Raw genomic sequence first — 23,490 nt, 5'->3', positions numbered from 1 at the left:
CGCCCCGCCGCACCCCGCTCGAAGCACCGCCGCACCGGCGCCCGCCCGGACCTGACATAACGTGCCTTGTCGCTGAAAGCCGGGCACACATCACCTCCCCGCCCCCCCGTCGTCGCCCGGGCACGGCCGGACCGCCCGACCTCAACCCGGCTTCGTCGCGGTGACCAACCGGGTCGCGGCCCACGGCCCGCCGTACCACATCCGCCAACCCAGGCTGCGCCAACTCACCTCGGCCCAGCCGATTTCGCGTAACTGGGTGGCATGCCCCCGGATCCCCCACAGATCGGCGATCGCCAGCCGGCCACCGGGACGCAGCACCCGCGCGGCCTCGGTGAGCGCCTGGCGGCGCCCGTCGGCGCTCGCAATGTTGTGGATCGCCAGATTGGACACCACGACGTCGACGCTGGCGTCGGCCAGCGGCAGGGCGGTCATGTCGCCGGTGCGCACCTCGACTCGCTCGGCCACACCCTCGAGTGCGGCATTGGCCAGGGTGGCGGCCGCGGAGTTGCCCGTTTGGTCGGCCTGCCACAGGTCGACGCCGATCACCCGGCCGTCGGGCAGCCGCTTGGCCGCGGCGCACAGCACCGCACCGCGTCCGCAGCCCATGTCGAGCACCGTTTCGCTACCGCGCAGCCGCAGGCCGTCGAGGATGCGTTCCCAGACCGCGAACTTGCCGGCCCGGGTGGCGTGCCAGTACAGCCCGACCTGGGCGAGGATGCCGGCGTCGAGCACGATTGCCGCCACGGCAGCCCAGTGCGGTCCGCGGGCCAAGGCGAAGCCGGCGTAGATCGCCAGCGCAGCGCAGCCGAGCCCCAAGACGGCGAGCTGCCCGCCGAGCGGCACCCGGTGAAACGATCCGTCGATTCCGTAGTCGCCCCGACGCGTCGCCGACTCAGCCACGCTTAACCTCCTCATCGCCGAACCGGATGCCCATGTCGCGTGCGGTCTGGATCGAATCGCAGTCCGGCGGAACGGTTTTCTGCCGGCTGATGGCTTCAGCCAGCGGCACATAGTCCACCGTCGGCGGGTTGAGCGCCACCATCACCCCGCTGTGTCCCTCATCGAGGGCACGCACCGCAGCGGCCCCGAACCGTAGCCCCAGCAGTCGGTCCAGTGACGTCGGCGATCCGCCGCGCAGCAGGTGACCGAGCACCACCGCACGCGATTCCCGCCCGGTCAGCGCCTCGAGTTCGGCGGCCACCTTGGCGCCGATCCCGCCCAGCCGCTCGGCCTGACCCACCGCCTTGGCCGCCACCGTGCGCTGCCCGCCCACCGGTGTGGCGCCCTCGGCGACGCAGACGATCGAATACGTCGAACCGCGTTGTGCGCGTTGGTTGATCAGCTCGGCGACCGGTTCGAGGCGGTACGGGATCTCCGGGATCAAGATGGCGTGCACCCCGGAGGCCATGCCGGCGTGCAGGGCGATCCAGCCGGCGTAGCGGCCCATCACCTCCACCACGATGATCCGGCTGTGCGACGTGGCGGTGGAGAACAGCCGGTCGATGCACTCCGAAGCGAACCCGACGGCGCTGTCGAAACCGAACGTCGACGCGGTGCGGTCCAGGTCGTTGTCGATGGTCTTGGGCACCCCGACCAGCCGCAGCCCGGCCTTGTGCAGGTGGTTGCCGATCGTCAGGGACCCGTCGCCGCCGACGGTGACCAGCGCGTCGATCCCGCGGTCGGCGAGGCGCCCGAGCAGCTCCTCGGTGCGGTCGACCTCGGCCCAGGTGCCGTCGGCCTGCTGCACCGGGTAGGCGATCGGGTTGCCGCGATTGGTGCTGCCCAGGATGGTGCCGCCCTGATGGATGATGCCGCGCACCCGGTCGCGGGTCAGCTCGATCAGCCCGCCGTCGGGGTAGTCGTCGCTCAGCAGCATCCCGTTGAAGCCGTCGCGGATGCCGACGACGTCCCAGCCGCGGTTGCGGGCGGCCAAGGTGGTGGCGTAGATGACGGCGTTGAGGCCCGGAGCGTCGCCACCGCCGGTGCTGATCGCGATGCGTTTGATGCCGGAGGACACCTCGCCTAGCCTACGAGGCCGCACTGTCGGGGTGGCGGTTTATGGTGGCCGCGATGGGATTGCACCTGCACCGGGCCGAACGCACCGACGCCCTCGTCGTCGGATTGGGCGCGCTGCTGGCGACGCCGCCGGCGGACCCGTTCACCCAGGAACTGGTGCTGGTGCCGGCCCGCGGAGTGGAGCGCTGGCTGTCCCAGCGGTTGTCGCATGTGCTCGGCGCCGGTTGCGGCGGCGACGGAGTCTGCGCCGGGGTCCAGTTTCGCAACCCCGGGTCGTTGATCGCCGAGATCACCGGAACCGCCGAGGATGATCCGTGGTCACCGGAGGCGATGAGCTGGCCGCTGCTGTCGGTGATCGACGCCAGCCTCGACGAGCCCTGGTGTGCCACGCTGGCAACCCATCTGGGTCATTTCCACACCGGTGAGGACGCACAGGTGCGGCGCGGCCGCCGCTACGCGGTCGCCCGGCGGCTGGCCGGGCTGTTCGCCTCCTACGCCCGCGAGCGGCCCGGCATGCTGGCCGACTGGCTCGACGGCGGATCCGGTGACGGCGCCGGCGGGCAACTGGACTCCGATCTGGCCTGGCAGCCGCCGCTGTGGCGGGCGCTGGCCGCAGCGGTTCCGGCCGAACCCCCGCACCTGCGGCATCGCCAGGCCGTCGATCGGCTGCACAAGGCGGCGGCCGGGCTGCCGGCTCGGCTGTCGCTGTTCGGGCATACCCGGTTGTCGTACACCGACATCGAGTTGTTGGACGCGTTGGCCACCCACCACGAGCTGCATCTGTGGCTGCCGCATCCCTCCGATGTGCTGTGGCGGGCGCTGAGCGGGGTGCATGGCTCGGTACCGCGCGCCACCGACCAAAGCCGGCACCGCGCCCACCATCCGCTGCTGCAGACCCTGGGCCGCGATCTGCGCGAGCTGCAGCGCGCCCTGCCCGCAACCCCGGCCAGCGATCAATACCATGGCGCTGCACACCAATCCGACACGCTGCTGGGGTGGCTGCAGGCCGACATCGCCGCCAACGCGGTACGCCCGGACGGGCGCTCGGTAACACCAACGGACCGGTCGGTTCAGGTGCACGCCTGCCACGGCCCGGCTCGCCAGGTCGACGTGCTGCGCGAGGTGCTGCTCGGCCTGCTCGAAGACGACCCGACACTGCAACCGCGCGACATCGTAGTGATGTGCCCGGACATCGAAAGCTATGCGCCGCTGATCGTCGCCGGCTTCGGCCTCGGTGAGCTGGTCGGCGACAACCATCCGGCGCACCTGCTGCGAGTGCAGTTGGCCGACCGAGCACTCACCCAGACCAACCCGCTGCTGGGGGTCGCCGAGCAGCTGCTGGATATCGCCGACAGCCGCGCCACCGCCAGCGCGGTGCTCAATGTGGCGCAGGCCGCGCCGGTGCGGGCGCGGTTCACGTTCACCGACGACGACCTGGAGGACATCACCGCGTGGGTGCAGGAAGCCAACGTGCGGTGGAGTTTCGACGCGGCGCACCGGGAGCCGTACGGCCTCAACAGCATTCAGCACAACACCTGGCGATTCGGGTTGGACCGGATCCTGACCGGGGTGGTGATGTCCCAAGACTCCCGGGCGTGGCTGGGTACTGCGCTACCGCTCGATGATGTCGGCAGCAATCGGGTGGAGCTGGCCGGGCGGCTCGCCGAGTTCGTCGACCGGCTGCAGACGGCCGCCGACACGCTCAGCGGGGCGCGGCCGCTCTCCGAATGGATCACCGCCCTGATCGACGGGGTGACCGCCCTGACCCGGGTCGGCATCGACGACGGCTGGCAGGTCGGCCAGCTGCAGCGGGAGCTGTCGGAGGTGGTGGTCGAGGCAGGTTCGCACGCCGGCACCGCGCTGCAGCTCTCCGACGTGCGGGCCCTGCTCGCCGGGCGCCTGGCCGGCCGGCCCACCCGGGCGAACTTCCGCACCGGCGGGCTGACGGTGTGCACCATGGTGCCGATGCGTTCGGTGCCACATCGGGTGGTGTGTCTGGTCGGTCTCGACGACGGGGTGTTTCCCCGTGTCGATCACATCGACGGCGACGACGTGCTGTGCCGCCGCCCGCTGACCGGGGAACGCGACGTCCGTGCCCAAGACCGGCAACTGCTGCTCGATGCGGTGTGTGCGGCCACCGAGACACTGGTCATCACCTACGCCGGCGCCGACGAGAGCACCGGCAAGGTGCGCCCGCCGGCGGTGCCGCTCGCCGAGCTGCTCGACGCGCTCGACGCGACCACGCCTGAGCCGGTTCGCGACCACGTCGTGGTGCGGCACCCGTTGCAGCCCTTCGACATCCGTAACGTCCAGCCGGGCGAGCTGGGTGTACCCGGTCAGCCGTTCACGTTCGACCCGACGGCGCTGACCGCCGCCGAGGCCGCCGCCGGGAAACGCACCGACCCCACTGACACCTTCGCCGCGGTGCTGCCGCCGCCCCCGGCTTCCGACGTCGAACTCGATGAGCTGACGCGCTTCTTCAAGGATCCGGTCAAGGGCTACTTTCGGGCCTTGGACTACACCCTGCCGTGGGACGTCGAGGGGGTGGAGGACGCCATGCCCGTCGAGATCGACAGCCTCAAGCAGTGGACGGTCGGCGACCGGATGCTCGCCGACATGCTCGCCGGCATGCACCCTGACGACGCCGCGAACGCCGAATGGCGGCGCGGCACCCTGCCGCCCGGCCGGCTCGGCATGCGCACCGCCTGCGAGATCCGCGACCTGTCCCGCGCGCTCGCCGAGGCCGCGTTCGGTCACCGCGTCGGGGACCCGCAGGCCTACGATGTCGACGTCGACCTCCCGGGCCGGCGGCTGACCGGCACCGTGTCCGGGGTCTATCGCGGCCGCACCGTCACGGTGGTCTATTCGCGGCTGGCCGCAAAACATGTGCTGGCGTCCTGGATTCCGTTGCTGGCACTGGCCGCCCAACACCCCGGTACCCAATGGAGCGCGGTGTGCATCGGCCGGGGGGTGGGCCGCAACCACATCCGGCAGCGGCTTCTCGTCGCGCCCCCGGAGCCGGCCGCGGTGCTCGCTGCTCTGGTGGCGATCTACGACGCCGGCCGGCGCGAGCCATTACCGCTACCGCTGGCCACATCGTGCGCCTGGGCGTCGGCCCGGCGCGAGAACGAGGACCCGCTCGAGGCGGCCCGGCAGGTCTGGGGCGGCAAGTTCGGGGAGTGCACCGATGCCGCCCACATCAAGGTGTGGGGTCCGAACACCCCGCTGGACACGCTGCTCGGCGTCCCCCGCCCGGGCGAGGAGGTCACCGGGGAGGGCACCCGGTTGGGGGCGCTGGCGGTGCGGCTGTGGGCGCCGCTGCTCAGCGCGGAGGTGCTCTCGTGACGAATCGCTTCGATCTGTTGGGGCCGCTGCCCACCGCGCGGTCCACCGTGGTGCTGGAAGCCAGCGCCGGCACCGGCAAGACGTTCACCCTGGCCGGCCTGGTCACCCGCTATCTGGCCGAGGGCGTGGCGACGGTGGATCAGCTGCTGCTGATCACCTTCGGCCGGGTGGCCAGCCGGGAATTGCGCGAGCGGGTCCGCGACCAGATCGCTGACGCCCTGGCAGTGCTGGAGAGCCGCCGCGAGCCCACCAACGACCTGGAGTCGCACCTGCTGGACACCGGCGACGCGGCGCAGCGCTGCCTCCGATTGCGGGACGCGCTGGCCGATTTCGACGCCGCCACGATCGTGACCATCCACCAGTTCTGCGCGATGGTGCTGAAATCGCTGGGGGTCGCCGGTGACACCGCCTCATCGGCGACCCTGGTGGAAAGCCTCACCGATCTGGTCACCGAGATCGTCGACGATTACTACCTGGCCCATTTCGGCAACGACGAGAACCCCCCGCCGCTGACCCGCAAAGAAGCAATCGAGCTGGCCACCCAGGTCGTCGAAGATCCCGCCGCGCAACTGCGCCCCGCCGGCCCCGACCCGCGGTCCGAGGCGGGGGTTCGGCTGGCGTTCGCCGAGGCGGTGCTCGACGAGCTGGCGCACCGCAAGCGCCGGCGGGGCATCCTCGGCTACAACGATCTGCTGACCCGGCTGGCCGAAGCCCTGCAGCGCACCGGCTCCGACGCCGCGGACCGGATGCGCCGGCGCTGGCAGATCGTGATGGTCGACGAGTTCCAGGACACCGACCCGGTGCAGTGGCAGGTGATCGACCGGGCCTTCACCGGCCATTCCACGCTGGTACTGATCGGTGACCCCAAGCAGGCCATCTACGGCTTCCGCGGCGGCGACATCTACACCTACCTGGCCGCCGTCCGCGCCGCCGACCAGCGCACCCTGGCCACCAACTACCGCAGCGACAAGGTGCTCGTCGACAGCCTGCAGACCGTGCTGGCCGGCGCGCAGTTGGGCCACCCCGAGATCACCGTGCCGCCGGTCGAGGCCCACCGTGGCGGGCATCGCTTGAGCGGGGCGCCGCGCAACGCCCCGTTCCGGCTGCGGGTCGTCAAGCGGCCCACCCTGGGCCGGCAGGGCCTCGACAGCCTGCTGATCGGCCCACTGCGCAACCACATCCCGGCTGACCTGGCCGCCGACATCGGCGCCCTGCTGAACTCCGGCGCCCGCTATGACGACCGGCCGGTGCGCGCCGGGGACATCGCGGTCCTCGTCGAGCAGCACCAGGATGCGGCGTTGTGCCGCGACGCGCTGACCAAGCTCGGCATCCCGGTCGTCTACACCGGCGACACCGACGTGTTCGCCTCCCGGGCCGCCGAGGACTGGCTGTGCCTGCTGGAGGCGTTCGACCAGCCGGGCCGCACCGGGCTGGTCCGCGCGGCGGCCTGCACGATGTTCTTCGGCGAGACCGCCGAATCCCTGGCCCGCGGCGGTGACCAGCTCACCGACCGGGTCACCCAAACGCTGCGCGAGTGGGCCGACCACGTCCGGTTACGCGGCGTCGCCGCGGTGTTGGAGGCCGCCCAGCTCGCCGGGATGGGACGGCGGGTGCTCAGCCAGCGCGGCGGTGAGCGGCACATGACGGATCTGGCGCACATCGGTCAGCTGCTGCACGAAACTGCGCACGCCGATCGGCTCGGCCTGCCGGCGCTGCGGGACTGGCTGCGCCGCCAGCGTGAAGACCGCACCGGCGCCACCGAGCGCAACCGCCGCCTGGACAGTGACGCCGGTGCCGTGCAGATCATGACGGTGTTCGCCGCCAAGGGCCTGCAGTTCCCGATCGTCTACCTGCCCTTCATGTTTCGCCGCCACATCGGCGACAAGGGCAACCTGCTCTACCACGAAGTCGGGGCCGACGGCGCCGAGGTGCGCTGCCTGCACATCGGCGGCCGGCCGGACGCGCAGGTCAAAGAACTGCACCGGCTGGAAGAAGCGCTCGACCACATCCGCATCACCTATGTCGCGTTGACCCGGGCCCAGTCCCAGGTGATCGCCTGGTGGGCACCGGCCGGCGACGAGATCAACGGCGGTCTGTCGCGGTTGCTGCGCGGCCGGGCGCCGGGGCAGGCCGAGGTGCCCGACCGGTGCGCGGCGCGGATCTCCGACGACGACGCCGAGGTGATCTTTCAGAGCTGGCAGGCCGTGGGTGGGCCGGTGGTGGAGGAGTCGGTGATCGGGCCGCCGACGCCGGCGGTGCCCCGCGAGGTGCCCGGTGAACTGGCGGTCCGCCACTTCCACCGCCACATCGACACCGGGTGGCGGCGTACCTCCTATTCGGCGCTGATCCGCGGCGCCGATGAGGCCCGAACTGACGCCGGGGTGCACAGTGAGCCCGAGGCCCACACCCGCGACGACGAATCCGAAGACGTCACCGTCCTGCAGGCGGCCGCCGACACCGGCGTCGAGCTGCGCTCGCCGATGGCGGATCTGCCCGGCGGCACGACGTTCGGGTCGCTCGTGCACGCGGTGCTGGAGACCGCCGACCCGTTCGCCGGGGATCTGGCCGCTGAGCTGACACAACGGGTGCGGGTCCACGAACCGTGGTGGCCGATCGGAGTCGACGCCGAGGTGCTGGCGACGGCGCTGGTGCCGCTGCACGACACCCCGCTCGGGCCGCTGGCCGACGGCCTGACGCTGCGACAGATCGGAACGGCGGATCGGTTGCGGGAGTTGGATTTCGAGATCCCGTTGGCCGGTGGCGACTCCCCTGGGGCGGCGCCGCAGGTGCGGGTCGCCGATGTGGGGGCGTTGCTGCGCGAGCACCTGGCCCCCGAGGATCCGTTCGCCGGCTACGCCGATCGGCTGGAATCCGATGCCCTCGGTGGCCAGTCGCTGCGGGGGTATCTGTCCGGGTCGCTGGACGTGGTGCTGCGCCTGCCGGATCAGCGCTATCTGGTGGTCGACTACAAGACCAACAACCTGGGCGAGACGGCCGCCGACTACAGCTTTCCCCGGATGGCCGAGGCGATGCTGCACTCGGATTATCCGTTGCAGGCATTGCTGTATACCGCCGTGCTGCACCGGTTTTTGCGGTGGCGCCAGCCGGGCTATGACCCGCAGCGGCATCTGGGCGGGGTGCTGTATCTGTTCGTGCGCGGCATGTGCGGACCCGACACCCCGATTCTCGCTCGCCATCCCGCCGGGGTGTTCAGCTGGCAGCCGCCGGCCGCGCTGGTGATCGCCCTGTCGGACCTGCTGCATCAGGGAGTGGCCGCATGAGCCTGACCATCGATGATCCGTGGTCCTGCCGGGTGGCCCTCACTGCGACCGGCCTGCTGCGCGAGTTCAACGAGGCCGGCGTGCTCGACGCCGCGGATGTGCACACCGCCCGTCGGGTGTGCGCACTGGGCGGCGAGGCCGACGAAACCGTCGCGCTCGCAGTTGCATTGGCGGTGCGGGCGTTGCGCACCGGGTCGGTCTGCGTGGAGTTGGCCACGGTGGCGGCCGGCATCGACCTGCCGGAGCTGGCGTGGCCGGATCCGGTGACGTGGCTGGCAGCGGTGCGGAACAGCACTCTGGTGACCAAGCAGGTGCTGCGGCTGTACGCCGACCGGCTGCTGTATCTGGACCGGTATTGGCGCGAGGAGGAGCAGGTCTGCGCTGACCTGCTGGCGCTGTCCACGCCGCACGCCGAGCCGGCCGAGCCGGCGGCGTTCGCGCGGTTGTTCCCGCCGCAGTTCCGCGAACAACGCGGCGCCGCCGAGATCGCACTGACCCAGGCCGTCACGGTGCTGACCGGTGGCCCGGGCACCGGCAAGACCACCACGGTGGCCCGGCTGCTGGCGTTGCTGGCCGAGCAGGCCGAGGTGTCCGGACGCCCGGGTCTGCGGATCGCGCTGGCCGCACCGACGGGCAAGGCCGCGGCCCGGCTGACCGAGGCGGTCGCCGGGGAGGTGGCCGGGCTCGCCGAAGTGGACCGGGCCCGGCTGGCGGGGTTGCAGGCCAGCACCCTGCACTCGCTGCTGGGTGCGCGGCCGGGAAACGGGGCGCGGTTCAAGCACAATCGCGGCAACCGGCTGCCGCACGATGTGATCGTGGTCGACGAGACGTCGATGGTGTCGCTGACGATGATGGCCCGGTTGCTGGAGGCGGTGCGGCCGACCGCCCGGCTGATCCTGGTGGGCGACCCCGACCAGCTGGCGTCGGTGGAGGCCGGGGCGGTGCTGGCCGACCTGGTGGACGGTCTGGCCGCGCGGCCGGGCACCCGGGTGGCGACGTTGCTGACCGCGCACCGCTACAAGAAGCCGATCGGTGAGCTGGCGGCGGCAATCCGCGCCGGTGACGGCGACACGGTGATCTCGCTGCTGCGTTCCGGCGACGAGCACCGGGAATGGATCGACGCGGCAAGTCCGGCAGCGCTGGCCGATGCGTTGGCGGCGATCGCGGTGCCGCACGCTGTGCGGGTGCGCCAGGCGGCGCTGCTCGGCGACGCCCGCGAGGCGTTGCGCAATCTCGATGAGCACCGGCTGCTGTGCGCGCACCGCGACGGCCCGCACGGGGCGAATCACTGGAACCGTCAGCTGCGGCGCTGGGTCTCCGAGCAGACCGGGGATCCGGTGTGGGCGGATTGGTATGCCGGGCGGCCGCTGCTGATCACCGCCAACGACTACGGGCTGGGCGTGCGCAACGGCGACACCGGGGTGGTGGTGGCGCGCAATGAAGGGCTGCGCGCGGTGATCGCGACGGCGTCGGGCCCGGTGGATTTCGCCACCGGCCGGCTCTCCGACGTCGACAGCATGTATGCGATGACCATCCACAAGAGCCAGGGCAGCGAGGCGGACGTGGTGACCGTGCTGATGCCGCCGGTTGAGTCGCGGCTGCTGACCCGCGAGCTGTTCTACACCGCGGTGACCCGCGCCAAGCACAAGGTGCGGGTGGTCGGGTCCGAGGAGGAGATCCGGGCCGCGCTGGATCGCCGGGCGATGCGGGCGTCCGGGCTGGCCTTGCGGCTGCGGGAGGCCTGAGCTCGGCCTCGTACTGCGCGGCCGGCGCCGTTGGCCTGCCGACCGTATCCCCGGGCCGGTAGTTGCCCGCGATGTGTCACACCCCCGGATTACCGTCGCGAGCATGGGGAAACGCAGACAGTCCAACAGCGACGGAGCGGGGCTGGTCATCCTGGTGCTCATCGCGGTGCTGTGGTGGCTGCGCTGGATCATCCTCACCGCGGCGGTGATCGCCCTGGTGGTTGTTCTCGCGCGATGGTCGGTGCGCCTTTACCACGCGCACCGTAGCGCCGAGCGGGCCCGGTTGCGCGAGATCCGGCAGCGCGCCGACATTCAGAACGCGCAGGTGTTGCGCGGTGATCCGCACGGGTTCTACGGGCGCTATCCGCTGCCGGATCCGGAGTTGATTCCGCGCTGGTACCGGGCCGGGTAAGCGACGTCGCCGGCGGCGAACCATCAGGGCAGTCGCCCGCCTATCAGCGACAAATCTCGCTCCAGCCGCAACTTGTCGCTCATAGCCGGGCAACTCCCCCATCCCCCAAGCCGCCACGGCCGGGCCCACCCATACCCCACACTGGACCCATGACGGAATCCGGCGATACCCGGGTCGCGGTCTACCTCGACTTCGACAACATCGTGATCTCGCGCTACGACCAGCTCAACGGCCGCAGCTCTTTTCAGAAGGACAAGGCCAAGGGCCTCGACCAGCACCCGGACCGCCTCGCCCGGGCCACCGTCGATGTCGGGGCGATCATCGACTTCGCGTCGTCGTTCGGCACGCTGGTGCTCACCCGCGCCTACGCCGACTGGTCGGCCGAGGTCAACACCGGCTACCGCGAGCAACTGGTCGCCCGGGCGGTGGATCTGGTGCAGCTGTTCCCGGCCGCGGCCTACGGCAAGAACGGTGCCGATATCCGGTTAGCCGTCGACGCGGTCGAGGACATGTTCCGGCTGCCCGACCTGACGCATGTGGTGATCGTCGCCGGCGACTCCGACTACATTCCGCTGGCGCAGCGCTGTAAACGGTTGGGCCGCTATGTGGTCGGGATCGGGGTCGCCGGATCGACCAGCCGCGCACTGGCCGCGGCGTGCGACGACTTCGTCAACTACGACGCCCTGCCCGGGGTGCCGGCCGTCGAACCGGCGCGGCGCCGCACCGCCACAACGCAAGCCGACGAGCCGGCCCAGCACGACCCCCAGGCCGCCGCCACCCGGCTGCTGACCCGCGCGTTGCAGTTCGGCCTGGAAAAGGACGACGTCGAGTGGCTGCACAACTCGGCGGTCAAGGCGCAGATGAAGCGGATGGACCCGTCGTTCAGCGAAAAGTCGTTGGGCTTCAAGTCGTTCAGTGATTTTCTGCGGTCGCGCAGCGATCTGGTGGAGCTCGACGAGAGTTCGACGACGCGGATGGTGCGGCTGCGCGGATGAGGCCGGCTACCCCTCCGCGGCCACCAGGGACCGCAGCTGCACGTCGGGGTTGTCGCGTTGGAATCCCTGCAGCCGCCAACTGTTGGAGAACAGGGCCAGGTGCACACCGTCGGTGCGGGTCATGACTTCCGCCAACGACTGCCTGCCGACGAAGTCGACGTCGGCGGCGTCCACAATTCGCGCGACCTGATACGGCAGCGACTCCAACTCGATCGGCGCGCCGATCTCGGTGGCCATCCGGTGGGCAGCCACCTCGAACTGCATCGGTCCGACGGCGGCGAGCACCGGCGCCTGGTCGCCGCGGCGATCGGAGCGCAGCACCTGAACGACGCCCTCCTGATCCAACTGCTCGATGCCCCGACGGAATTGCTTGTGTTTGCTGGGATCGGCGTTGCGTGCCACCGCGAAGTGCTCGGGCGAGAAGCTCGGTATCGGCGGATACTGCACGGGTACATCGCAATACAGTGTGTCGCCCGGGCGTAGGGCGGCGGCGTTGGCCAGTCCGATCACATCACCGGGCCAGGCGGTGTCCAGCGTGGAACGCTGCTGGCCGAACACCGACTGGGCATACTTGGTGACAAAGGGCTTGCCGGTCGCGGCATGGGTGAGGACATCGCCGCGTTCGAAACTTCCCGAGTACACCCGCGCGAAAGCGATGCGATCGCGGTGGGCGGAGTCCATTCCGGCCTGCACCTTGAACACGAAGGCACTGAACGGCGCGTCGGTGGGGCGCCGGATGCCGGCGTCGTCGAGCGCCCCGCTGGGCGGCGGCGCCAACTCGGCGAGCACGTCGAGCAGCTGATTCACCCCGAAGTTCAACGCCGCCGAGGTGAACAGCACCGGCGAGGCGGTGCAGTCGAGGAACTGCTCGCGATCGAAGTCGGAGCCGTCGGCGCTCAGCAGCTCGCACTCTTCGACTGCGGTATCCCAGTCAGCGCCGGCCGCGTCGTGCGCGTCGGCGGCGGTGATGTGCTCTTCGGGTGCCGCTGTGGCGCCACCGGCGGTGCGGGTGAACCGGATGAAGTTCCCGGTTCTGCGGTCGAGCACCCCTTTGAAGTCCCCAGCGATGCCGACCGGCCAGGTCAGCGGGGTGGGGCGCAGCCCGATGCGGGTCGCGATCTCGTCCATCAGTTCCAGGGCATGCCGGCCGGGGCGGTCCCACTTGTTGATCACGGTGATGATCGGAATCCGACGGTGGCGGCATACCTGAAAGAGCTTGAGTGTTTGCGGCTCAAGACCTTTCGCGGCGTCGATGAGCATGACCGCGGAGTCGACGGCGGTCAACACCCGGTAGGTGTCTTCGGAGAAGTCCGCGTGGCCGGGGGTGTCGAGCAGGTTGATGACGCAGTCCTGCCCGCGCGCGGTGCGGTACGGGAACTGCAGGGCGGTCGACGTGATGGAGATGCCGCGGGCCTTCTCCATCTCCATCCAGTCCGACACGGTGGCGCGACGTCCGGCTTTACCGTGGACCGCGCCGGCTTCGGTGATGGCCTTGGCATGCAGCACCAGCGCCTCGGTCAAGGTGGATTTGCCGGCGTCGGGATGGCTGATGACGGCGAAGGTTCGGCGGCGGCCTGCTTCGAATTTCAGGGCGGTGTCGGTCATGGCGCCAGCGAGTGTATTGGGGATTGGCGCACCGTCAATACAGTGGCCCGCCGCCGAACAGTTCGCGGTGTGAGTCGGGCTGGTTGCCTTCGATGTCGGTGACGTGGTACTCCAGCGCGGCCTCGGCGGTGATCAGCGTGTGTCCGCTGCGGGCCGCGACATCGGGGTCACCCGCCAGCGCGACGATGACCCGGCCGATGAATTCCGGGGTCTCGGCGTTGGCGAGCGGGAAGCCCTGGAAGTTGTCCAGCCCCTTATCCATGAAGCCCTGCATCACTTCGTTTTTCACCAGCCCCGGCCACAGCGACACCGCGCTCACCCCGGTGCCGGCCAGTTCCACGGCCATGTCGGCGGCCATTTTGTCCAGCCCGGCCTTGGACATGCCGTAGAGCACCGAGTGCAGGTGGCCGCGGGTGCCGAACGACGAGATGTTGGCGATCAGGCCGCTGCCCCGGGCCACCATCAGCTGCGCGGCGTGCACCGCGGCGACGTAGTGGGCGCGCAGCCCCACCCCGATCAGGGTGTCCCAGTCGGACAGTGGCCGCTGCCAGAACTTCTCGGTGAACCCGGCGAACCCTTTGGGCGCGGCCCAGACATTGTTGACCAACAGGTCCAGCCGGCCGTCCTGCTCGGCGGCGATGCGGGTGAACAGCGCGGCGATCTGGGCGTCGTCGCGGTGGTCACACTGCGCCGCGATGCCATGGCCACCACGCTCGGTGACCAGCCGGGCCGTCTCGTCCAGCGGGCCCTCCCCCCGCGCGGTGACGTAGACCGTCCAGCCATCGGAGCCCAGCGCCAGGGCGATGCCCTTGCCGACGCTGCGGCTGGCTCCGGTGACCAGGGCGATGCGTGCGTCGGGCATCTCAGGCCTCCACCGCGGCGTCACCGAGTGGGCGCACCATCGACCACAGCTGGCGGAAATGGGAGCGTGACATTTTCCAGTCCCCGTCTTCGATGACGTACTCGTCGTCGTACTCGCCGGTGAGCAGCCGCTCGGTGCGCTCAATCAGGTTGAGCTGGCGGAACTTCAGCGTCCAACGTCCGGTTGCCCGACCGGGTCCGGTGATGGTGATCTCGGGGTGCATCCCGTGGTGCATGTCCAAGATGACGTGTTTGCCGTCCACGGTGTGCAGCGCGATGCGGCGGAATACCTCGGCCATCTGGTCGGCGTCGGTGAACCCGCCCAGCGGGCCGTAGTCGACATCGGCGCCCTCGGCGATGAAGCAGGCCCGGAAGGTGTCGGGATCCTTGGCGTCGCAGGCCCGGAGATAGCGGTGCTTGAGAGCCTTGATCGCCTCGATCTGCTCGAGGGCGGCCAGCCGGTCTTCGATGCTCACCGCTCGACCCTACGGTTTTGTCGGTGGCCGGTGAGAGGGTGGGCGCAACTGAGCAGAAGGAGCCCGCGATGCGCACGACCTTGCTGGCCGCACTGGCCGTGTTCGGGCTGGGCCTGGCGATGCCAGCGGCCGCGGTGGCCGAGGGCCCGCAGCCGCCGTGCGCGGCGTTCGACACCTGCCGCTATATGCCCAACCCTTGGTATGACGGCCCGCTGATGCCGACCTGGAATCTGCCGGGCATCTACGGTGGCCGCACCACGCTGCCGGTGATGTGTGATCCGGGGACGTATTCGTGCCGGACCTATGTTCCGGGGACGCGGTAGCTTCGGTTCAGATCGCCACGAAGCCAAGCAGTTCGGCCCTCGCCTGCCGCACGGGCCGCCGGGCGTCGGTGCAGTTCTTCGGGAACCCCAAGAAGTAGCCGGCCACCACGACGTCGCCGTCTTGCAACTGGTCGATCAGTGCTTGGTGGACGTGCCGTTCGGAGGGCTGGCGAATCGCGGGTTCTCAGACAGGGGGACGGGCACGCCGATGAGCGTGCCACGTCTGGTGACTATGACTGCTGCTGTTTGGACGATTCAGCAAATTCGGCCGGCGAAGAACGCCGACGAGACCAGGCCGACGCACAATGCCGCCGTCGGCTGCCCCATCAGGCCGGCGCCGATGGTCGCGGTGGCCGCGGTGATACCCAAGGCGCTCAAGAAAGCCGTCATGACCGTCCTCCTGTGGTCTATGTCACACTGAATGATCGACCGTGGTCTACACCACATCATACCTCTAAGGAAAATGCCAGCGCTGTCCCATTCAGCGGAAAGGCGCGGCGATTCAGCGGAGGTCGCCGATCTGCACCTTCAGGCCATGCCGGGGCTGCAGTGCCGCGTAGCCTCCGGCGCGTATGCGCTGGTCAGGAAGGTGCAGCCGGGTTCTGGTCAGCAGCCTGGCCAGCATCACCGTCAGCTCGGCCGTCGCGAAGGCCGAGCCGATGCAGCGATGCGTTCCGCCGCCAAACGGCAGGAACTCATACGGGGCGGGCCGGCGATACCCCGGGGAGGCCGGATCCCAGCGGCTCGGCTCGAAGCGCAGCGGGTCGGCCCACAGCTCGGGGAGTCGATGGGTGACATACGGGCTGAACACCAAGGTGCGCCCGGCGCGGATGCGGCGGCCGGCGAACGACAACTCGCAGGTGACCTTGCGGGCGGAGACCACCGCCGGCGGGTAGAGCCGCAGTGTTTCGTGCACGACGCCGTTGAGATAGGTCAGGTTCTTCAGGTCGGCGGCGTCGGGGGCGCGGCCGTGCAGAACATCGCGGACCTCGGTGGCGGCGGTCTCCCACACCCCGCGAGTGCTCAGCAGCGCATACACCGCCCAACCCATTGCGGCACTGGTGGTTTCATAGCCGGCGGCGATCAGCGACACGATCTGGTCGCGGATCTCGTCGTCACGCAATGCCTCGCCGTCCTCGGTGCGCCCGCCGACGAGGGCGGCCAGCACGTTGTCGTCGGCGCTGGGATCGGTTCGGGCGCGCGCGATCTCGGCGTAGATCAGCTGATCGACGCGGGCCCGGGCGGCCATGGCGCGCCGCCAGCCCGGGGAGCGCAGCCGTTGTTCGGCCTTGAGCACCTGGGGTAGCCGATGAGTGAGGTCCATCAGCGGCTGCAGGTGGTCGCCCAGCAAGTCGGCGTGGCCGGCCATCCGCTGGCCGAACAGGGACTCAATGGCGCTGCGCCGGATCGCCGAGCGCAGCTGGGCCGAGATGTCGATGGTTCGGCCGGGCCGCCAGGTGTCGATGACGGCATCGGCGTTGGCCGCCATGATCTGCAGGTAGGCCGCGAGGTGCCGGTGATGAAACGCTGGTTGCACTACGCTGCGGCGACGCCGGTGGTCGGCTCCGTCGCTGACGATCAGCGCGGTGGGGCCGTCCACGGGCACCAGCACTTGGAAGGCCTCCCACCAGTTGAAGGCGTCGGAGTTGGCGAAGACGAACTTGTTGGCCTGCGCACCGAAGAGGTAGACGTAGCCGTGCCGGCCTACGCCGGCGTCGACCATCGGGCCGCGGCGGCGGTGCAACGCCAGCAGCGCATCGCCGGGTCGGTAGCGTACGGGGTGGGTCATGTGCGCCTCAGGGTAGCGGGTTACTCGTCTGCCGCTTGGTGGATTCCGGTGGGTCGCCGGCCTTTCCGACGGTGCCGGTGGTTCGCAATTGGATGGCGCCGGCACTATCGCCTGGTTATGGGACCTGCACGTAGTTCTCGGGCCGGATCCAGCGCTCCCCGACCAGCGGTAGGCGGTCAGCGCGCCGCCCTTCGCAGCACTGAAGTCCACGCAAGCGGTGCGCTCGGTGAAGTTGTCGCCGGGTGCCGGCGAACCCTGTCGCCAATAGTGGCCGTAGAACACCGGGACGGGTCTGCTCGAGATTCTGGCGGCGCCCTACCGCTTCGCAGTCGCAGTCCCACCGTTCCGGATTCGGATGCGTCGGCGCAGCGCCCTTGGAAGCGGTGCCGTCCAATCCAGTTCGGCAGCGGTCGCCTGCAGCTTCGCCAGTTCCAATTCCGCCATGATCAGCACCCCTGTGCGTCGTAGTAGCGAAAGTGAGTCCCGAATTCTAGCGCGTGACGGCCAGGCCCCTTCCTTCCAGCTCGACGCGGCCATCATCATGTACCGCAACGATTTTCACCGGGATCACCGGCTGGCCGGGTTCACGAGACTTCTTCGCCTGGATCCAGTGGATCAACTGTCCGGATGCGTAGGATCCGCAGGCTTGCCGTGATGACATAGCAGCACTCCCGAGCTGTCGGGCCCCGTGCTGATAGTGGCGCTCTTGCCGGCACCGGTTGGTGCGGGCCGCGTCGTCATCCGAGCCACCCACGAGCGTGGGGTTGGCGTGCCGTCAAGTCGGAGCTTGGCGATGGCATCTCATGACGCACGGTCAGGATGGCGCGCGGCGCCGACAGGTCGGGGCCGGTTGTGGACGGCTTCCCCACCCCCGAAACCGGCGTACGCTGCCACCATGCAGCCTGACGACCTCGAGCCGCGCGTCACCGCGCTGGAGGGCCAGGTGCGCAACCTGCGCGAAGAGGTGCGGGCCACCAAAATCGACGTCGCCGCTCTTCGGGACCTCGCCAGTGCGGTCGCCCGCGACGTCAGTGCGATGCGCGGTTTCCGCCGGGCGACGACCGCGAGCATCAACGCCCTGCGCGAGGACATGGTCGACATGCGAGGCGAGATCGTCGACATGCGAGGCGAGATGTCGAGCATGCGCCAGGAGATGCGCACCAAGTTCGACTTGGCCGCGGCCGGACAGCAGCGCATCGTCGCGCTGCTTCAGCAGGTCCTCGGCACGCCAGGCGGCGGTACCGCCCCGGCCTGAGGCGCGACCTCTGGCTGTAGCTAGCGCCCAGCGGTGCTGCCGGCCGGCGCGCTCCCGGAGCGCATCGCGGCGCCGGGCGGTGAGGGCCTGCTGTTCTTCGACCCGCAGCGCCGGGACGTAGCCGGCGAATGCCAGCGTGGCCACGGATGGCGATCATGACGGCCCAGCCGGTCGATCCAGCCAGCAACCGCAGCTCTGCCATTTGGCGAAGGCACACAGCAGATCCACTCGGTCGGCGCTGGCCAGCTCGGCGGCCAGTGTGGGCTCGTCGAGGCGGGTGATCTTGCCGGGGGTCAGTACGGTGTAGCGCCGCCCCATCGGTGACGGCCTCCGGCAACACCGCGAGGATGCGCTGTGTCATTGCGGCACGGTCCTCGACGGTGCGGGCCGACCGCAGTGAGCGATCGATGAGCGGCTCCGGATAGCCGGTGATGGCCCGGGCCTGCTCGGCGCCATCGACGGTGGCGAAGTCGGGGTGCACGTCGGCACGGTGTTCAAGCTGGCGTGTGCAGGTGCTCGGCGAGCAAAGATTCACAGACGCCGAGGTCCATGGCCCCCAGGGCAGCCGATAAGGCCGACGCTGCCTACACGCGCTCGACGGCTCCCGGCTCGAACCGCATCGCCCGAGCACCGTTGGCGCGCAACGACAGCCACCATGGCCCATCGGGGTGACGTTGCACCTGTCTCTCGATGGCCTCCCATCGCGACACCAGACGCACCAGCTGCTCCCAAGCGGACCGCTCACCCAAACCATGCAGGTGCACCGCCTTGAGCTTGTGTGTCACTGCAAGCCCTGCCTCGGCGGGTCGGGTTCGCAGCCGTCGGTCGCTGGTGATCACTGCCCAGCCGCGATCACCCACCACCGGTATCCATTCGGTGTCGAGAATTCCGGCGGGCAGCAACTCCTCGACCGGCGCGAAGCTGAAGACCGCGGTGTCGCGGCGAACGCCGACAATGCCCTTGGCCATACGAAGCAGATTCTCGTCGATGACAAACCGAACATCGTCCAGGGTCGTCATCGGAAACCGGCCCTACGCCGCTGCCAGCCTGTGCTTCTCGGCGTAGGTGATCGCCGCGCGCACCTGCGCCAGGCTCAGTCCGTAGTCGGCGGCCAAGTCTTCGGGCCGGTCCCCATTGAGAGCCATTCCGGCGATGGTTGCTACCGATACGCGACGGCCAACGAACGTTGGCTGTCCGCTGAACCGGCCGGGGCTGATGATGATGCCGGGGAATTCCAGGTCGGGCGTCAACTCGGCGACGAATTTCTCGCCTGCATCATCGTCCGCCAATGTCGCATGGTCGATCACCGATTTACCCGCAGCGCCCAGCAGCATCTGTCGAGTGCGCACCACCATCCGCGATTCATCGGCAGCGGTCTCGTCGTACGGGCGCCGCGGCTCGAATGCATCAATGTCGGCGACCTCGGCGGGCATGGTCAGGTCCCGGTATTGCACGGTGAGGTACGGGCGCAGGTAAGCGAGCGGGTAGCGCACTCGGTACAGCTGTCGCAGACTGTCAACCGCTGCCCTCAACCGCGGTGTGGGTACGTCCTGTTCGCGGTACTCCGCCAGGATGCGGGTCTCAACAAGCTCGCCCCATGTCACCCATTCGGTATCGCGGGCCGACTCCCGCAGAATCGGGTCATAGGACCGACCACTGCGTCGATAGCCGTTTATCCACCGCCGCGCCGTCCCCGCGTTGAGCCCGACAAGCCGGTCTACCTCGGCGTAGAGGTAGACCTCGCGATCAAGCATCGAGGCGGCCGGCATGGACGACAGCATGACACATGCGTACCGGATAACACCGACACATTTCAGCGGGCCGCGGCGGGTGTCGGTGACTTCCGCTTGGGGCCGGAAACTCGCTGCGAAAAATCGGTGTCGCTTCCACGTGATATCGGGATCGTCATCAGCGTTAACGCCCATGCAGCGCCGCCCTCAAACCCCAGGGCGACCACCTGACCGGTCCAGTCAAAGCGTCCAGCGGTTGGTCACATCGACGCCCGCGATTGGTCGACCACTCTGCTCCGGGCAGCCTCGATCTCGCCGTAGCGACGAGCGGCGGTCGTCCCGAACGCCAGGATCCCGTCGTCGACTTCACCGAACACCCGAGAGGCAGCATCCGCCAGGCGATCTTTACGGCGTCCGTCTGGAAGCCGCGCGATGCCGTACTCGATCTCGCGAGGGTGATCGCCGTGGTGTGCAGGCGCCCCACCGTGTCGGCCCACGCAAGGACGCTCGGATTCGGCTCATCTCGCATCATCTCCGCGTCGACGCCTGCGTCGATGACGATTACGGCAACCGTGCCGCACGCGGTATCTCGGATCGCAGTGGAATGTCGAGGTCAATACCGCCGGCCGTGGTGAAAAGCCTCCCGGATTATCAGTCGAGCGGCAACGTCATTATCCAAGCCATGCACACTGATTGCTGCCATCTCAGACGCCATTTCGCAGATTCCGAGCCTTCAGCGGCGTGCACGTCGGCACGCTGATGTCGGTGCTTCGGCAACCGCGGACAACGCCAGCGCGGTCATGTTCGGAGTACCGGCCACCTCCAAGGGGGCCGAAGCGGGCCTGCCGACCGCATCCCGCCCTCCTCCGGTGCATGCTTACACGCCCGCTAGCAGCGGATGCGCCTGGTCGTAGGCGGCCAGGTGGACGATGCGCCAGAACTCGCCATCGATCGAGCGGACCGGTTCCGGCAGCGCGATCCCGCTGAGGTGCAGCGAACGCCGATCGGCCGCGAGCGTCACCACGGAGGCCGACTCGCGGGCCACGTCGAGGTGCGCGCACTCGACCTTGACGGCGAAGTCGCGGGCCCGCTGTCCGGACGTCGCCGCCTCCGGCGCGCGGTCGGCGTCGAAGCGAGCCGCCTCGAGGATGCCGGTCCAGCGCTTGGCGAGCGCGTTGGGCGTTGCCAGCAGCTCCATACCTAGCACCCGGCCGCCTATGCCGATGATCACGCCGCGCTGGCCTGCCAGCGGCTTGGCCGGAAGCGGCCGCTCGGTGCGCCGACTGCGTTCGCGGGCAACACGATCGAGGTGGTCGGCGAAGGAACTGGTAGCCGTCCTAACGTTCGTTTCATAGCGGGAGGCGATCCCGTGCCATACCTCGTGCTGGGGATCGTCGCCCCGGCGACAGGCGCGGTCACGGGCGGCCCGAAGCGAGGCGGAGACCCGCCGGCCGGCGGCACGGTGGCCGCGGTTGCCGCTGGACTCCCAGCGGCCCTGTTCTACGCAGAGCGCCGCGAGATTCGTTGTCTCATGCGGGCCGAGGATGGTCGAGCGGGCGATCATCCTTGTCTGCCAACCACCTTCGAGCAGATCGCCTTCGAGCAGAACGACCGGCTTGTCGCCGGAGTTGATCGCGGCCAGCGAATTCACCTGTCCGCCACCGTCGTGTTCGGCGACGTCCAGGGCGCCCAGGTCCCATTCGAGGCCGGTGGCGGCGCCGCCGTCGGCCCACACCGGAAAGAGCGTCAGGGCGCCGTACTGGGCGCCCCTGCCCACGTGAAGAAGGGGAAGGGTCGGGTTTGCAGTTGGGCTCATCATGTCTCCTATGCTTTACGCATATATATTTCGGTGCTGTCAGCATAGCTAAACTGAGCGACGTGCGCATCTGAAGCTTTGCCAGTGGCATAACGGTTGGTACTTTGGGGCTATGAGAGAACGCGCCCGGCCCTACCCCAGCGGGGGCAACTCCCGCCGCCGGGGTGACGCGGGCGTCGGCGAGAGGATCAAGCGCCGGCGCGAAGAGCTCGGCATGGACCGCAACGCGCTCGCAGAAGCGGCAGGCATCTCCTACCCCTACATCTCGCAGCTCGAGACCGGATACCGCAACGCCTCGCACCCCAAGCAGCTCGCCATCGCCAGCGCACTCGGTGTCGGCCTCGATGACCTGTTCGCCACCGAAGAGCTACGCGACTCGCTACCGAGCAGCAAACCCGACGCCGGCGGGGCCGCCCTGGCCACGACAGTCGGCCTGTCCGCCTCGGCGCGGCCGACACTGAGCGAAGTTGTCGCCATCGCCGTGAACGCGATCGAGAATTTGCCGCGCGGGGTGCGCCTGGATGCGCTCAATCAGATCCAGCGCCGCGTCATGGACTCGTTGACCGGCAGTCGTATCGAGCGGCTGGCGCCCCACGAGGTGTTCGTCTTCGGGTCGAACGCGCACGGAATGCACGACGGCGGGGCCGCCCGCGACGCCTTCCAGAAGTTCGGTGCGGTCTGGGGCGAGGGGCACGGCCACCACGGCCAGTCCTATGCCATCGACACCATGAGCGGCTTTGCCACCCTCGCCGCCGAAGTGGACACCTTCTTGGACTATGCGCGAGCCCACCCCGAGTTGCGCTTTCAGGTCACACCGATCGGAACCGGCATCGCCGGCTACCGCATCGACCAGATCGCGCCACTTTTTGCCGACAGACCCGAAAACGTGGTCCTGCCTGTGGAGTTCAGCTCGTGGCTGGAGAACGAGTCGACATGACTGATCCGATTGACCTGAAAGAGTTCAACGGCTGGGTGCCGTTCGCGAAGCTACCGGACGCGGACGTGCCGACACAGCCAGGCGTCTACATTGTCCTGCGGCCGAGTGACGAAGCCCCGAGTTTCCCGGGGCGTGTCGCCTGCGGGGCATTTCAAGGGAAAGGACCCGACTGTCCCGGTCACTGAGTTGGCTGCGCTGTGGGTGCCCGACGAACGGATCGTATACATCGGCAAGGCCAATCTCGGCGGCGACGGCAATCGCCACCTGCGCAAGAGGCTCGACGAGTTCCGCAAGTTCGGCGCCGGCGTGCCGATCGGTCACTCAGGCGGCAAGCGCATCTGGCAACTCGCCGATCACGATGAACTGCTCGTCGGCTGGCGAGTCACCGATGACGCGGACGCGGCGAACACCGAGACGAAAATGCTCGCTGACTTCCGCGCCCACTACGGGCGCCTTCCGTTCGCGAACATGCGCGGCTGAGTGCAGGAACAGCCACTGTACTGAAACATCGAATTACGTTCGGTCAAAAGACGTTTGAAGCGACCTAGTCACCCTCTCGCGGCGCTCCCGGGCGTGCCCGCGGGAACGTCTCGACTAAGAGCGCTGCCAGTTGGCGTGCGATCTCTTCATCGATCTGGATCGACTGACTGCTCTTCGGCGCCGATGCCCGGTTGTCTGAGCCGAACGTGCTCAGGTGGAGCAACTGACGCCCATCTTCATCGTCCAGAACCTGGAAGTAGCAATCGACCTCAGAGCTGTGCGGTCTTACATCTTGCGTCCCGCGTTCCAACTTGCGCACCCTTGCCATGCGGCAATGTTAAATCAACGGTTCCGGCCGACGTCGATGTGCTGCAAGCTGGCTCAACTCCGTACTGCTGCATGCAAATCGATCTCGACGGCCGGT

The 23,490-nt window shown here is 69.0% G+C and carries 21 protein-coding genes and 1 riboswitch; of the genes, 9 read left to right on the top strand and 12 right to left on the bottom strand.

Annotation, left to right across the window (positions count from 1 at the left end):
- Positions 1-141: 141 nt before the first annotated feature.
- A complete protein-coding gene (locus tag A5694_RS06415; protein WP_064921004.1) occupies positions 142-915 on the bottom strand; it encodes a class I SAM-dependent methyltransferase in 774 nt (257 codons plus the stop codon).
- On the bottom strand, positions 893-2,017 hold the full coding sequence (locus A5694_RS06410) for a 6-phosphofructokinase (RefSeq protein ID WP_064921003.1): 1,125 nt from the start codon (positions 2,015-2,017) through the stop codon (positions 893-895). The genes A5694_RS06415 and A5694_RS06410 overlap by 23 nt, the downstream gene beginning before the upstream one ends.
- Before the next feature lie 53 nt (positions 2,018-2,070).
- Here A5694_RS06410 and recC point away from each other — a divergent pair, with 53 nt between their 5' ends.
- From recC to A5694_RS06385, 5 genes are all read left to right on the top strand, one after another.
- Positions 2,071-5,361: an exodeoxyribonuclease V subunit gamma gene (gene recC, locus A5694_RS06405; protein ID WP_064921007.1), complete on the top strand. Its 3,291-nt coding sequence runs from the start codon at positions 2,071-2,073 to the stop codon at positions 5,359-5,361.
- Positions 5,358-8,642, top strand: coding sequence for an exodeoxyribonuclease V subunit beta (gene recB, locus A5694_RS06400; RefSeq protein ID WP_064921002.1), 3,285 nt, complete (start codon positions 5,358-5,360; stop codon positions 8,640-8,642). The genes recC and recB overlap by 4 nt, the downstream gene beginning before the upstream one ends.
- Positions 8,639-10,387, top strand: a complete 1,749-nt coding sequence (recD, locus tag A5694_RS06395) for an exodeoxyribonuclease V subunit alpha (protein WP_064921001.1) — start codon at positions 8,639-8,641, stop codon at positions 10,385-10,387. Before recB ends, recD begins: the two co-directional genes overlap by 4 nt.
- Positions 10,388-10,490: 103 nt before the next feature.
- The gene (locus tag A5694_RS06390; RefSeq protein ID WP_064921000.1) at positions 10,491-10,799 is read left to right on the top strand and encodes a hypothetical protein; all 309 of its coding nucleotides are present in this window, start codon (positions 10,491-10,493) and stop codon (positions 10,797-10,799) included.
- A gap of 149 nt (positions 10,800-10,948) precedes the next feature.
- On the top strand, positions 10,949-11,794 hold the full coding sequence (locus A5694_RS06385) for an NYN domain-containing protein (protein ID WP_064920999.1): 846 nt from the start codon (positions 10,949-10,951) through the stop codon (positions 11,792-11,794).
- A 6-nt stretch (positions 11,795-11,800) separates the two neighbouring features.
- Here A5694_RS06385 and A5694_RS06380 read toward each other — a convergent pair whose 3' ends face one another.
- Genes A5694_RS06380 through A5694_RS06370 form a run of 3 tightly spaced genes read right to left on the bottom strand, consistent with a single transcriptional unit; the run spans position 11,801 to position 14,736 of the window.
- On the bottom strand, positions 11,801-13,399 hold the full coding sequence (locus A5694_RS06380) for a peptide chain release factor 3 (protein WP_064920998.1): 1,599 nt from the start codon (positions 13,397-13,399) through the stop codon (positions 11,801-11,803).
- Positions 13,400-13,433: 34 nt separating this feature from the next.
- A complete protein-coding gene (locus tag A5694_RS06375; protein WP_064920997.1) occupies positions 13,434-14,261 on the bottom strand; it encodes an SDR family NAD(P)-dependent oxidoreductase in 828 nt (275 codons plus the stop codon).
- A gap of 1 nt (position 14,262) precedes the next feature.
- A complete protein-coding gene (locus A5694_RS06370) occupies positions 14,263-14,736 on the bottom strand; it encodes a nuclear transport factor 2 family protein (RefSeq protein WP_064920996.1) in 474 nt (157 codons plus the stop codon).
- Between the two features lie 68 nt (positions 14,737-14,804).
- Here A5694_RS06370 and A5694_RS06365 point away from each other — a divergent pair, with 68 nt between their 5' ends.
- A complete protein-coding gene (locus A5694_RS06365) occupies positions 14,805-15,059 on the top strand; it encodes a hypothetical protein (RefSeq protein WP_064921006.1) in 255 nt (84 codons plus the stop codon).
- Positions 15,060-15,314: 255 nt separating this feature from the next.
- Here the strand turns inward: A5694_RS06365 and A5694_RS24915 are convergent, their stop codons facing one another.
- On the bottom strand, positions 15,315-15,449 hold the full coding sequence (locus A5694_RS24915) for a hypothetical protein (RefSeq protein WP_267887740.1): 135 nt from the start codon (positions 15,447-15,449) through the stop codon (positions 15,315-15,317).
- Between the two features lie 112 nt (positions 15,450-15,561).
- Positions 15,562-16,848, bottom strand: a complete 1,287-nt coding sequence (locus tag A5694_RS06360) for a cytochrome P450 (RefSeq protein ID WP_064920995.1) — start codon at positions 16,846-16,848, stop codon at positions 15,562-15,564.
- Positions 16,849-17,545: 697 nt separating this feature from the next.
- A riboswitch (SAM riboswitch) is annotated at positions 17,546-17,657 on the bottom strand.
- Between the two features lie 86 nt (positions 17,658-17,743).
- Between A5694_RS06360 and A5694_RS06355 the strand changes: the two genes are divergently transcribed.
- Positions 17,744-18,103 (top strand): hypothetical protein, encoded by a 360-nt coding sequence (locus A5694_RS06355; protein ID WP_064920994.1) that lies wholly within the window; start codon positions 17,744-17,746, stop codon positions 18,101-18,103.
- A 153-nt stretch (positions 18,104-18,256) separates the two neighbouring features.
- Here A5694_RS06355 and A5694_RS23970 read toward each other — a convergent pair whose 3' ends face one another.
- The 5 genes from A5694_RS23970 to A5694_RS06340 form a co-directional block, all read right to left on the bottom strand.
- Positions 18,257-18,421, bottom strand: a complete 165-nt coding sequence (locus A5694_RS23970) for a hypothetical protein (RefSeq protein ID WP_165604373.1) — start codon at positions 18,419-18,421, stop codon at positions 18,257-18,259.
- A 266-nt stretch (positions 18,422-18,687) separates the two neighbouring features.
- Entirely contained in the window at positions 18,688-19,122 is a 435-nt protein-coding gene (locus A5694_RS23135; protein ID WP_064920993.1) for a hypothetical protein, read from the bottom strand.
- Between the two features lie 12 nt (positions 19,123-19,134).
- Entirely contained in the window at positions 19,135-19,884 is a 750-nt protein-coding gene (locus tag A5694_RS06345; RefSeq protein WP_064920992.1) for a DUF433 domain-containing protein, read from the bottom strand.
- A gap of 209 nt (positions 19,885-20,093) precedes the next feature.
- Positions 20,094-20,330: a hypothetical protein gene (locus tag A5694_RS23615; RefSeq protein WP_131809533.1), complete on the bottom strand. Its 237-nt coding sequence runs from the start codon at positions 20,328-20,330 to the stop codon at positions 20,094-20,096.
- Positions 20,331-20,710: 380 nt separating this feature from the next.
- Entirely contained in the window at positions 20,711-21,649 is a 939-nt protein-coding gene (locus tag A5694_RS06340) for an ARPP-1 family domain-containing protein (RefSeq protein ID WP_342710439.1), read from the bottom strand.
- 112 nt (positions 21,650-21,761) lie between these two features.
- Between A5694_RS06340 and A5694_RS22430 the strand changes: the two genes are divergently transcribed.
- Together A5694_RS22430 and A5694_RS24275 are read left to right on the top strand one after the other, a co-directional pair.
- Positions 21,762-22,586 (top strand): A1S_2505 family phage non-structural protein, encoded by an 825-nt coding sequence (locus A5694_RS22430; protein WP_082952546.1) that lies wholly within the window; start codon positions 21,762-21,764, stop codon positions 22,584-22,586.
- A 186-nt stretch (positions 22,587-22,772) separates the two neighbouring features.
- Entirely contained in the window at positions 22,773-23,066 is a 294-nt protein-coding gene (locus A5694_RS24275) for a hypothetical protein (protein ID WP_234786544.1), read from the top strand.
- Positions 23,067-23,490 lie beyond the last annotated feature (424 nt).

The organism is Mycolicibacter sinensis (assembly GCF_001667945.1).
Lineage (GTDB): Bacteria > Actinomycetota > Actinomycetes > Mycobacteriales > Mycobacteriaceae > Mycobacterium > Mycobacterium sinense_B.
Note: the sequence above shows the minus strand (reverse complement) of the source record. Positions and strands in the feature narration are given on the sequence as shown.

Bases quoted from the DNA above. Each gene is read 5' to 3' on its own strand.
- A5694_RS06385 (WP_064920999.1), top strand. From the start codon at position 10,949: ATGACGGAATCCGGCGATACCCGGGTCGCGGTCTACCTCGACTTCGAC.
- A5694_RS06375 (WP_064920997.1), bottom strand. From the start codon at position 14,261: ATGCCCGACGCACGCATCGCCCTGGTCACCGGAGCCAGCCGCAGCGTC.
- recC (WP_064921007.1), top strand. From the start codon at position 2,071: ATGGGATTGCACCTGCACCGGGCCGAACGCACCGACGCCCTCGTCGTC.
- A5694_RS06365 (WP_064921006.1), top strand. From the start codon at position 14,805: ATGCGCACGACCTTGCTGGCCGCACTGGCCGTGTTCGGGCTGGGCCTG.
- A5694_RS06360 (WP_064920995.1), bottom strand. From the start codon at position 16,848: ATGACCCACCCCGTACGCTACCGACCCGGCGATGCGCTGCTGGCGTTG.
- A5694_RS06345 (WP_064920992.1), bottom strand. From the start codon at position 19,884: ATGCTGTCGTCCATGCCGGCCGCCTCGATGCTTGATCGCGAGGTCTAC.
- A5694_RS06355 (WP_064920994.1), top strand. From the start codon at position 17,744: ATGCAGCCTGACGACCTCGAGCCGCGCGTCACCGCGCTGGAGGGCCAG.
- recD (WP_064921001.1), top strand. From the start codon at position 8,639: ATGAGCCTGACCATCGATGATCCGTGGTCCTGCCGGGTGGCCCTCACT.
- A5694_RS06390 (WP_064921000.1), top strand. From the start codon at position 10,491: ATGGGGAAACGCAGACAGTCCAACAGCGACGGAGCGGGGCTGGTCATC.
- A5694_RS24915 (WP_267887740.1), bottom strand. From the start codon at position 15,449: ATGACGGCTTTCTTGAGCGCCTTGGGTATCACCGCGGCCACCGCGACC.
- A5694_RS22430 (WP_082952546.1), top strand. From the start codon at position 21,762: ATGAGAGAACGCGCCCGGCCCTACCCCAGCGGGGGCAACTCCCGCCGC.
- A5694_RS06340 (WP_342710439.1), bottom strand. From the start codon at position 21,649: ATGAGCCCAACTGCAAACCCGACCCTTCCCCTTCTTCACGTGGGCAGG.
- A5694_RS23970 (WP_165604373.1), bottom strand. From the start codon at position 18,421: ATGGGGCGGCGCTACACCGTACTGACCCCCGGCAAGATCACCCGCCTC.
- A5694_RS06380 (WP_064920998.1), bottom strand. From the start codon at position 13,399: ATGACCGACACCGCCCTGAAATTCGAAGCAGGCCGCCGCCGAACCTTC.
- A5694_RS06415 (WP_064921004.1), bottom strand. From the start codon at position 915: ATGAGGAGGTTAAGCGTGGCTGAGTCGGCGACGCGTCGGGGCGACTAC.
- A5694_RS23135 (WP_064920993.1), bottom strand. From the start codon at position 19,122: ATGACGACCCTGGACGATGTTCGGTTTGTCATCGACGAGAATCTGCTT.